The sequence below is a fragment of the Bacillus sp. AFS077874 genome, from assembly GCF_002566505.1.
GTDB lineage: Bacteria > Bacillota > Bacilli > Bacillales > Bacillaceae_G > Gottfriedia.
This window is the reverse complement of the sequence record NZ_NUYF01000006.1, coordinates 235,907-247,292: the sequence shown is the minus strand read 5'-3', so window position 1 is coordinate 247,292 and position 11,386 is coordinate 235,907. Positions and strand designations below refer to the sequence as shown.

At 34.0% G+C, this 11,386-nt stretch carries 9 protein-coding genes; 4 read left to right on the top strand and 5 right to left on the bottom strand.

Going from position 1 to position 11,386, the window contains the following annotated elements; all coding sequences use genetic code 11:
* On the bottom strand, window positions 1-992 hold a 992-nt coding region (locus tag COJ46_RS06065; RefSeq protein ID WP_098565752.1), incomplete at its 3' end, for a SpoVR family protein.
* Between the two features lie 798 nt (window positions 993-1,790).
* Here COJ46_RS06065 and COJ46_RS06060 point away from each other — a divergent pair.
* The gene (locus COJ46_RS06060) at window positions 1,791-2,048 is read left to right on the top strand and encodes a YhdB family protein (protein WP_097976517.1); all 258 of its coding nucleotides are present in this window, start codon (window positions 1,791-1,793) and stop codon (window positions 2,046-2,048) included.
* A 42-nt stretch (window positions 2,049-2,090) separates the two neighbouring features.
* Here COJ46_RS06060 and COJ46_RS06055 read toward each other — a convergent pair whose 3' ends face one another.
* Entirely contained in the window at window positions 2,091-3,815 is a 1,725-nt protein-coding gene (locus COJ46_RS06055) for a phospho-sugar mutase (protein WP_098565751.1), read from the bottom strand.
* Between the two features lie 174 nt (window positions 3,816-3,989).
* Here COJ46_RS06055 and COJ46_RS06050 point away from each other — a divergent pair, with 174 nt between their 5' ends.
* Entirely contained in the window at window positions 3,990-4,202 is a 213-nt protein-coding gene (locus COJ46_RS06050) for a DUF1540 domain-containing protein (protein WP_056471273.1), read from the top strand.
* A gap of 48 nt (window positions 4,203-4,250) precedes the next feature.
* Here COJ46_RS06050 and COJ46_RS06045 read toward each other — a convergent pair whose 3' ends face one another.
* Window positions 4,251-5,120, bottom strand: a complete 870-nt coding sequence (locus tag COJ46_RS06045) for an SDR family oxidoreductase (RefSeq protein ID WP_098565750.1) — start codon at window positions 5,118-5,120, stop codon at window positions 4,251-4,253.
* A gap of 184 nt (window positions 5,121-5,304) precedes the next feature.
* Between COJ46_RS06045 and COJ46_RS06040 the strand changes: the two genes are divergently transcribed.
* Window positions 5,305-6,606 (top strand): NCS2 family permease, encoded by a 1,302-nt coding sequence (locus COJ46_RS06040; RefSeq protein ID WP_097976523.1) that lies wholly within the window; start codon window positions 5,305-5,307, stop codon window positions 6,604-6,606.
* 593 nt (window positions 6,607-7,199) lie between these two features.
* On the opposite strand, the gene COJ46_RS06035 is transcribed toward COJ46_RS06040, so the two are convergent.
* Window positions 7,200-8,072 carry a patatin-like phospholipase family protein gene (locus COJ46_RS06035; protein ID WP_097976525.1) on the bottom strand — a complete coding sequence of 291 codons (873 nt, stop codon included), beginning with the start codon at window positions 8,070-8,072 and terminating at the stop codon, window positions 7,200-7,202.
* A gap of 203 nt (window positions 8,073-8,275) precedes the next feature.
* On the bottom strand, window positions 8,276-10,672 hold the full coding sequence (locus tag COJ46_RS06030; protein WP_098565749.1) for a penicillin acylase family protein: 2,397 nt from the start codon (window positions 10,670-10,672) through the stop codon (window positions 8,276-8,278).
* Window positions 10,673-10,800: 128 nt separating this feature from the next.
* On the opposite strand from COJ46_RS06030, the gene COJ46_RS06025 reads away from it, so the two are divergent.
* The gene (locus tag COJ46_RS06025; protein WP_097976527.1) at window positions 10,801-11,355 is read left to right on the top strand and encodes a thioredoxin family protein; all 555 of its coding nucleotides are present in this window, start codon (window positions 10,801-10,803) and stop codon (window positions 11,353-11,355) included.
* Window positions 11,356-11,386: the final 31 nt, after the last annotated feature.

The following is an 11,386-nucleotide window of genomic DNA, read 5'->3' as shown; positions in this document are numbered from 1 at the left end:
CCTAACTCACGCATTTCTTTTGTTGGATTATTATATCGCTCTTCAATATCTTCAAACATTCTTAGTCCTAAATAATACGGGTTAATGCTTGTTTTTGATGGCTGAACTACTCCTGCATTAAGCTTTGCGTACTCAATTGCTTCATTAGAATCAAGATTTAATTCTCGCATAATTCTTATATGCCAATAACTTGCCCAGCCTTCATTCATAATTTTCGTTTCAAGCTGTGGCCAGAAATAAAGCATTTCTTCTCGCAGCATAGTCAGGATGTCACGTTGCCATTCTTCTAGTTCTCTGGAGTACTCTTCGATAAATAAAAGGATATCTTTTTCAGGTTGTGGTGGGAATTGTTTACGTTTAATTGGGATCAGGTTTGAATCATTTTTCTTCTCTTTTCTTTGATCCATATTCCATAAATCATCATATGGTGTAACTCTTTTTTTCTCTTTTATTGGGAAATCACTTTCTAAATCATAAGCCAGTTTTGGTCGCATTAATGATGGATCAATATGCTCTTGAATTGAGAGTACTGCATCTAGGAAATTTTCTACCTCTTGCTTTCCGTATATATGTTCATAGTGTTTAATTCGTTCAGCAGTAGCTGCCATACTTTCAACCATATCTCTCTTCGTGTTTGAGAAACGAATATTATTTTTAAAGAAGTCACAGTGAGCTAAAACGTGAGCAACGATTAATTTATTTTGAACGAGAGAGTTTGTATCTAATAAAAATGCATAGCATGGATCAGAGTTGATAACCAATTCATAAATTTTGCTTAACCCTAAATCGTAATGAAGCTTCATTTTATAAAACTGTTTTCCAAAGCTCCAGTGGGAGAATCTCGTAGGCATACCGTAAGCGCCAAATGTATATATGATATCTGCAGGACAGATTTCATAGCGCATTGGGTAAAAGTCTAGCCCAAATCCTCTCGCAATCTCTGTTATTTCGTCAATAGCATATTCCAACGCTCTATAATCACTCGCCTTCATCACACTCTCCTCCTGTCTCTTCTTATATTATTCTATGAACTGAAATTTGAATTAATGTAAAAATAGTCATATCTCTACTATATTCATTTACCTAATTCGAAATTTATTGTATTCATAAACACAAAAAACGTATGAAAAAAATTCATACGGTAGTTCATTTTATTTGTACAATGCGATTGATATAACTTGATTTTTTGAATTCTTTTATTTTTGATTAAGAAAAATCATAATGCAGTTTGAAGTACATAGTTTCTTCAGTATTGCTTATTATTTTAAGCTTATTATACCTGTTTCTTTTAAAAGTATACTTAAGTTTTGGAAAAGATTTTAACTGAATTGGAGGAAGATTTGTAGTAGTCGTCCGGAATCGCAATTAAGCTCCAGGATCACAATTAAATTCCAGAATTCACAATTAAATTCCGGGTATTGCAATTAAATTCTGGGTATCGCAATTAAATCCCAGCAATCTCAATTAAATTCTAGAAATCGCAATTAAATCCCAGCAATCGCAATTAAACTCCAAAGGCAAATGCAAAAAACAATTCAATATAATTTTGGCCCTTTTTTACTATTTTGAGGCCCGTTTTACAATATTAAAGTCATTCTTTAATAATTCTTTCAAAAAAATAAAAAGTATTTCTAAAATCCCCATCTATTCTTCCTGTTTTCCCTATCGTTCCAGCACTTAACCATCCTTTTTTTACCTAACCTCTACCGTAACCTTTTGTTAAATTCTCTCATGGCTAATTAATTTTTTTCGCCATAAACTATGTGTACCCTCTAAAAAGGAGGTTCACAATGCAAGTACAATCCGATTATGATTTAGCATTGTATTACACTTATTGTTGTCAATGGGATAAGCTTCTCGTGTTAATGGTAAATACGAAAGACGATCTTTTTTCAAAGCGTATCGAACATTTTCTACATGCCTTTAAATACGAGAGGGACTTAGCGATCATTGATGAAAAATTAAAGGGTATGTTCCAGCATATTGAGCATGCTACTAGGGAAGAAAGCGCCGAGGAACAATCTTTTATCTCATCATTAGAGCTTTAACTAAAAATAAATGAAAAGAGCGACTAAATAGTCGCTCTTTTTTTAGACTAATACTTCAATTTTTTCCATAAATGCTTGTTGTAAACTATCCAATTTTTGGATGCTATTTTGACGAGATTGTCCTACAATCCCGAAATAGAACTTGATTTTTGGTTCAGTTCCAGATGGACGTAAGCATACCCATGAACCATCTTCAAGATGATACTTTAATACATTTGATTTAGGTAGAAGAATTTGGTCTTTTTCTCCTGATTCTAAAGTTGTTTTCTCTTGAAGTTTATAGTCTTCAACCGTAACAACTTTTAGACCATTTATATCAACAGGAGGGTTTTGACGGTAATTTGTTAAAATCGATTGGATTTTTTCTGTACCTTCAATCCCTTTTAATGTTAATGATTTTAGTCCTTCTAAATAATAGCCATATTGCTCATATAGGCTATTTAAGCCTTCATATAAAGTCATACCTTTTGTTTTGTAATAAGTAGCTATTTCTGCAGCAAGTACTGTTGCTTGAATTGCGTCTTTATCACGAACAAATGGTTTAATTAAATAGCCATAGCTTTCTTCATAACCAAATAAGAATGAGTATTCGTTCGTTTGCTCATATTCTTTAATTTTTTCACCAATAAACTTAAATCCAGTAAGTGTATCGATTGTTTTAACACCGAATTTTGATGCGATTACTTGACCAAATTCAGATGTAACGATTGTTTTAAGTAATAGTGCATTAGAAGGTACATCTTGTTGGCTTAATAAATAATGAAGCATTAATGCTCCTGTTTGGTTCCCAGTTAATACTACATATTCGCCTTTTTCATTTTTCGTAGCGATTCCTAATCGGTCAGCATCAGGATCAGTTGCAATTAATACATCCGCATCAATCTCTTTACCGTAACGAATTGCATATTCAAACGCTGCGTGTTCTTCAGGATTCGGTGATTTTACAGTTGTAAAATTCGGGTCTGCTTTTGCTTGTTCGGCAACAACTGTTACATTTTCAAAGCCAACTGCTTTTAATGACATTGTTGCAGGTAGTAATGCTGTGCCATGTAATGGAGTAAAGACAATTTTTAAATCCTTACCATGTTCTTGCACTAAATCGTTGTTAACAACAACAGTTTTTAGTTGCTCTACATATAATTTGTCCATTTCTTCGTCTAACCTATGTATTAAGCCTTTTTCAACTAATTCTTTTTCTGAAGAAACTTCAATTTCTAACTCATTTTCAAATGAATTTACGTATTCAATTACTTGATCAGCAGCAGCTGGAGGTAATTGACCACCGTCATCACCATAAACTTTAAATCCGTTATATTCAGGTGGATTATGACTAGCCGTAATGACAATTCCACCGAAGCAGTTTAACTCACGTACTGCAAATGATAATTCTGGTGTAGGACGTAATTCATTGAAGACATACGCTTTAATACCATATGTTGCAAGTGTTTTTGCTGCTTCCATTGCAAACTCAGGACTTTTATGACGTGAATCGAAAGCAATTGCAACTCCACGGTTTTTTGCTTCGTCTCCAAAGCTTTCAATATATTTTGCAAAACCAGCTGATGCTTTACGGATAGTATAAATGTTCATACGATTCGTTCCAGGTCCGATTTCTCCGCGCATTCCACCAGTTCCGAATTCTAAATTTTGATAGAAACTTTCCTTAAGTATAAGCTGATTATTCTCAAGTTTAATTAATTGTTCTTTTAGTTCTTGATCTAATGTCGGTGATTGAATCCATTTTTCATAAGTTGTTTCCCAATTCATATTTGTTCTCCTCCTATACTTAATCAGAGTTTGATTCGATAAAAGTCTTCCTAACTCCTTCTATCTTGATAAAAGTTTACAATATTCTCTCTAAAAATTCTACAATGGTACTACTTTAAATCTGCATGAGATTGCAAAGTATGTAGAAAATAAAAATTAAAGGAGGGTGAGTTCATGCCAGAAATTAGATGTAGTGTTGCAAATTGTAATTTTTGGGGGCAGGGAAACTTTTGCCAAGCAGACTCAATTCTTGTTCAAACCGAAGCATATGAATACTCAAATGACTTTGATTTAACGATTCAAAATGCAGTCTTAGACGGTGAGATAACTACTTCTGCTGTACATAGTGGAGAAACTTGCTGTCACACGTTTCGACCTAAGTATTAATAAAATGGTGCCATTTACATTTTTTGTATATGGCACCATTTTATTAGTTTATCCGTTCACAATTACCCCACCATTAACATGAATCATTTGTCCTGTAATAAAGGAAGCTTCATTGCTAGCTAAATAAAGATATGCTGGTGCGAGCTCTACTGGCTGTCCCGCTCGTTTCATCGGAGTTGTGCTACCAAACTTTGCTACTTCTTGTTCGTCAAAACTTGCTGGAATCAATGGTGTCCAAATTGGCCCAGGTGCTACTCCATTAACACGAATTCCCTTTTGAGCAAGATTTGTAGAAAGTGAGCGAGTAAATGTGACAATCGCTCCTTTCGTCGCTGAGTAATCCAATAATTGATCATGTCCTTTATAAGCAGTAATTGACGCAGTATTAATAATCGAATCACCTTGCTTCATATGTGGAAGGCAAGCTTTTGATAAAAAGAACATTGGATAAATGTTCGTTTCAAATGTTCGTTTTAATTGTTCCTCAGTAATGTCTTCCAAATTCTTTTGTGGATATTGAACAGCAGCATTGTTCACTAAAATGTTAATTTTTCCGAAGGTTTGAATTGCATTTTGAACGATTTGTTTACATACATCCTCCGTTCTAATGTCACATCTCATTATTTCACAATTTCCACCTAAATCATTTATGTATTTCTTTGTGTCTTGTGCATCGACATCTTCATCTAAATATGGAATAAAAACTGATGCCCCTTCTTTCGCAAAAAGTATAGCAACTGCTCTTCCAATCCCACTATCTCCTCCAGTAATAATGGCTACTTTTCCCTTTAATTTACCACTTGGTGTGTAATTAGGATCATCTGATATCGGTATAGGCGTCATTTCCTTTTCGATACCTGGTTGCTTATTTTGATGTTGCGGATCAAATTTAGTCGGAAACTTTTGTATTTGACTCATTTACTATATCCTCCTTTTAAATATTTCAGATTTAGCATACCCAAATCGTACTTTTAGGAATACTAAACATAATTGAATTTGTTAAAAGATGTAAATCTAATTAAAAAACTTGCACTTTTACAATAAAACGAATATTATTAATAACTGTTGAATTTATCATTCGTATTTTATAAGGAGAACTATTATGTTTAAATTAAAAGAGGCTAACACAACCGTTAAAACAGAAATTATAGCCGGCTTTACCACTTTTTTAACTATGGCTTATATAATTATTGTTAATCCTATTATATTATCTGATGCTGGTGTTCCATTTAACCAGGCATTTACTGCAACAATCATTGCAACTTTAGTCGGAACATTATTTATGGCATTGTTCGGAAACTACCCAATTGCAATTGCTCCCGGAATGGGAATGAATGCATACTTTGCCTATTCAGTTGTTTCAAAAGCACATGGTATTTCGTATCATTTAGCATTTTCTGCTGTATTTATTACAGGTATTTTATTCGTTATTTTATCTTTAACTAAATTTAGAACGCATTTAATAGAAGCAATTCCAAATACATTAAAACATGCAATTAGTGTTGGAATTGGATTATTTATCGCATTTATAGGTTTACGTCTTTCAGGTATAATCGTTGCTAACAAAGATAATCTTGTAGGGTTAGGAAATCTCCATTCTCCTGGTGTAGTCCTTACTATAGTCGGAATTGCAATTACAATTATCTTATTTGCCTTAAATGTAAATGGAGCTTTATTCTTCGGAATGGCTGCAACAGCAATCATCGCAGGATTAGCTGGAAAATTACACATTAAAGGAAGTATATTCTCTTTCCCTAAATTACCTGAGGGTATCATTGTTGCTAATCCAATAACAGCAGCTTCAGATGTCATTCATTATGGACTATATTCAGTTGTCTTTTCATTTTTATTAGTTACAATTTTTGATACGACAGGTACATTCTTAGGTGTAGCTTCACAAGCTGGTTTATTAAATAAAAAAGATGAAAAACGTACTGGTCGTGCGATGCTATCTGATTCATTCGGTACTACAATTGGAGCTATGTTTGGTACTTCACCAACAACAGCTTATATCGAATCTACAGCAGGTGTTGCAGCTGGAGGTAGAACAGGTTTAACAGCACTTGTTGTTGCATTACTATTCGTTTTTGCAGCATTCTTTAGCCCACTTGTTAATTCAATTTCTGGTGTAGCAGCAATTACATCACCTTCATTAATCGTAGTAGGGTGCCTAATGATGGGTAGCGTTCGTCATATAGAGTGGGATAACTTTGAAGAAGCATTCCCTGCATTCCTAGTTATTATCACAATGCCACTTACATCAAGTATTGCGACAGGTATTGCTCTTGGGTTTATTACCTACCCATTATTAAAAGTTGTTAAAGGGAAAGCAAAAAATGTTAAACCAGTTATTTATATATTTGGTATTTTATTCTTAATCCAATTGGTTTTCTTCCCACATTAATAATAAATATTTTAGGCACATGATCTTTAAAAAGATTAATGTGCTTTTTTATTTTTTATTTAGGTACTAGCCTTTCCTTGATGGGACATCTATGCATACTTTGTTTATGTAGATTATTCAAGGAGGTGTTCTACGATGTGGAACAACCAAGATCAAGTCAATATGAACTCAAGTAGATGTAGACGTAACGACTGTGACTGTGACGATTGCAGAAGAAGACGCTGTGATTTTGATGATTGTGATAGAGATCGTTGCGATTGCCGTCGCCATGATTGTCACTGCAATTGCAGATGCTGTTGCTCTAGAAGAAGAAGTAACTGTGGCTGTATGAATCCGTGTTTAGGTGTCGATATGGTAATGTTTGAAATGATGATGAAAAACATGATGAACAATAATAACAAAAATAATAATAAGGATTAATCTATTTTCTCCCTCCCCCATAAAAAACAACCTGAATTTAACAGGTTGATCAAACTGATGCAAACGCTCGCTTTCTTAGTTGTTTCGCTTTTATAATATGCTTAGTACTTTGAAAGACAAGCGTTTTCAATCAGTCTAAATAGTTTAATTTTCAACATATTAAAACGACCTGATTAACAGGTCGTTTTTTCATACGAGATAAAACCTAAAATTTGTTCACGAAGTCGCTTAGCATCTTCATAGCCCTCTTTATAAAGTTCTAATAAACGCCCTTTATTTCGTTCAATTCGTCCAACCTTTAACTTTTGTACAGGACGAATGACTAATATATTTCCAGCTTTTTCTTGCTCCTCAATATATTCCAACTGCTTATTATAAACTTCATATCTTTTTAGTACGGCCTGAACAAGTCCGGGATAATCTTTATACTTTTTTTGCAAATACCAAGTTCCTTTTGAAGGTTTTTTACGATATCCAGCATTTCTAGTTAAAACAACTATATTTTTACGATTGCCATCCGCTTCAGATTTACCGATCGGAATCGGATCTGCAATGCCACCATCCATCAAGAAATGATCATTAAACTTAATGATTGGAGCCATTAACGGTAAAGAACTTGATGCCCGAATTATATTTAACATATCTGTTGATTTTACAATTTGATCTTTATCAAAATAGGCAGGTTCTCCTGTAACACAATCAGTCGTACCAACTACAAATTTTTGCTCAGCATTATAAAAAGAATCAAAATCAAATGGATCTAACTCATTAGGAATAATATCAAATAATAAGTCCATACCAAAAAGCTGCTTATTACGAATTAAATTTTTAAAAGAAATATAATCTGGATGCTGTAAAAATTCCGTATTTACTCGTTTATTACGACCATGTTGTTTTGATAAATAAGAAGTTCCCATACAAGCACCCGCAGAAACACCTATCACATAAGGAATTTCTATATTTTGTTCAAGAAAATAATCAAGAACACCGGCAGTATAAATCCCCCTCATTCCTCCACCTTCGAGAACTAAGCCAATTTCATTCATTTTCACAGCCCCCCTTTTTTCAAATTTTTTAGGACAATCTATTTAAATATTTTATTATATGAGGGGATTAAAGGGAAGAAATTAGAGTTGTGTGCTGGATAAGGTATTCAAACCTTAATCCGGTATCGCAATTAAATCACTAGATTTTTACTTCTCAAACAAAGAAAACAGACCCCATAAGGTCTGTCCTCTATACTTCCTTCCTACTTCTTTTTTGTTTTTCCCGGTTCGAACATTTCTTTAACACCTTTAACATTTTTCAAAGAAGTAGTATGATATGTTCCATTTGCCCAATCTTCCATTTGATCACTATACCATTTGCTTCCGAGGTTTCCGGATTGTCCTGGTCCAACTATGTTTACTGATTTACTTAAATCTGCAAAGTCTACAACAGTTCTCCATGATGCACCATGGTCGACGATTCCTTGGTCATCATATCCTGCTGCTTTCACTGTAGTTGCGCTACCTCCTACTGGGATTGGATCTCTTGCATTAAAGAAATAGCTTAAGACTTTAATACTGGATAATGGGTGTTCGAAAGCAACTTTATGGTGATCACCCCATTTCCACTTCGCTGCATTTTCACCGTCGGTTTTGCTAATATTTTTAATTGTTGATTTGAAGGTTTTTAATAAAAGTTTATCAATTCCGCCTTGTTCATCAACCCAGATTACTTTTTTCCCATTTAAACTGTCACGTAGCAATTGATCGATTACGACTTTGCGGTCTCCAAATAAATCCATCATATCGTTTGAGATTTGTTGATCGAACAATGCTTTATTTATTTCAGTCATCCACATTTGGAATATGAGAGGAGATGCTTCATCTTTATCATCTATAAAATTCCATTTTTCAAGTTCTTTTAAAGCTGATTTTTCAACAGATGATAATTGATCTTTATTTTGATTTATTGACTTAATAAACTTAGGTGCATGCTCCTTCGCTTGTAAATTCATTTCGTCCATTTGTAGCTTTTGCATATCTTTAACAGTCAGTTTGTCATTCTTTTTTAATACTTCCTGAATGCGTAATTGACGGTAAGGCTGTGCCCACGAATTTGAAATATGGTATGGATATGAATCGTCCACTACTTTATTATTTGCAGATGAAATAAATCCTTCCTTTGGGTTAACGATTGTTGGTAGTTCATCGTATGGAATAGATCCTTTCCAACCGTAATCACTAGTCCAACCTGGCACTGGCATTAGCCCATCACCTTTTTTACGGATTGGAATTTTTCCATTCGCTCGGTAGGCAATTGTTCCGTCATCCGATGCAAATACGAAATTTTGAGCAGGAGCTTCAAATAAAGCTAATCCTTCTTTAAACGAATTCCAATCCTTTGCAACATCAAACTTTAAAACGGCTTCTAGCTCTGTTGTTGGTTGTAGTGCTGTCCATTGTAAAGAGAATACAGTATCTTTTCCAGCATCGCTCGCAAATTCCGAAATCACGGGACCATGTCTCGTAATCATAACAGGTAAAACCTTATTCTTTTTACCTTTAATTTTGATCGTTTCATTTATAACCTGTGCCTTTTCCCATTGACCATCATATAAAAACTCGTCTGACTTATTTGGATTTCGTTTTTCAATATATAAATCTTGTACATCCGGGCCAACGTTTGTTACTCCCCAGGCAATATGTTCATTATGACCAACGATGATTCCTGGCACCCCTGCAAAAATTACACCACTTACATTCATATCACCAGATTTTAATTGAGTTTCATACCAAATTGCTGGTGTCGCTAATCCTAAATGAGGATCATCTGCTAATAACGGTTTACCGGACTTAGTTTTAGCTCCACTAACAACCCAATCATTACTTCCATTCCAAACAGGTGGAATAATTGCGCTTGCAAAGCTCTTTTCTACGTCTATTTTTGAAGTATTACTTGGAATAATATACGGATCTAGATCATTATTAGCAGGGAATAGCTCCAAAGCCTTATCCTTTGGAAATTTATTCAAAGCATAATAACGAAATGCTTGTTCATTCCAGTGACCGCCTAAATCAAATGCCATATATTTACCAATTACTAGTGAATCAATTGCCGTCCATTTACTTGGTTTATATTTTAAAATTTTAAATTCAACTGGTAGTTTTTTTTCCTTTATTGCGTATTTTATGTACGCATTTACTCCTTCTGCATACCAATTTAATACATTTTGTCCATTTTTATCGTATTTGCTATAAGAAGCTTCTGCAGCTCTTCTTAAACCAAGCGTTCGAAAATATGAGTCACGCTCCACTGTAGCATCACCAATTACCTCACTTAATTGTCCGGACGCCTGTCTCCTGCTTAAATCCATTTGAAATAATCGATCTTGTGCAGTTACAAAGCCTTGCGCAACATACAAGTCATGCAAACTTTTAGCACTAATATGAGGTACGCCTTTACCATCCCTAACTACCTCGACTTTACGGTATAACGTACTGATCGTTAAATTTCCTTTAATACTTGGTAATGATTTTTTGGTTAAGTACAAGCCGGTGCCTACAACGATTAAGACGATAACAATTAAGATAGTTGATGTAACTTTAATCCACTTCGGAAAGCGCTTCCGATTTTTTGATATCTCAATAGGCGCACTCATTTTTCTCCCTCCTGCTTAAACTGCATATAAAACATATACTGTATAATAATTCTGCAAGTCTTATTGCATTCCTTCTTATGACGAATGGGGTATAATACTATTTATTAACATTAAAGGAGTGTATGGAAATGTCATTAAATTCTTGGTTCGAAAAGGGCATGACTTTTCAAGAATATGTAGAAGCAATGAATGTAAATAAAGAAGAACTTCTAAAAATCTATAATGAAGTTACGATTCCTGAAAGTACACAAGTAAAACTTGAACAATTAAAGAATCGTCATTGGAAGGTTGTTACTTTAACTGCAGATTGGTGTGGAGATGCATTACTTAATGTACCAGTTATTCAGAAAATGATGGAAAAAGCAAATATAGATACTAGATTCCTAATTCGAGATGAAAATCTAGAATTAATGGATCAATATTTAACGAATGGTAAATCTCGTTCTATTCCAATTTTTGTTTTTATGGATGAAAAAGGGAATGAAGTAAATGTATGGGGGCCACGTTCTGCGGAGATTGAAGAAATTGTAGTTGAAATGAAAAAAGAGCTTCCAGATAAAGATGATCCAAATTTCCAAGAAAAACAAACTGCTGTTTTTAAAGCGATTCGAACAAACTTCGTTGAAGACAAAAAATACTGGAATTCAGTTATAAAAAGTGTAGAAGAGAAATTATTCTCATAAGAAAAAGTAAGGGTTATTTAGTTGAAGAATT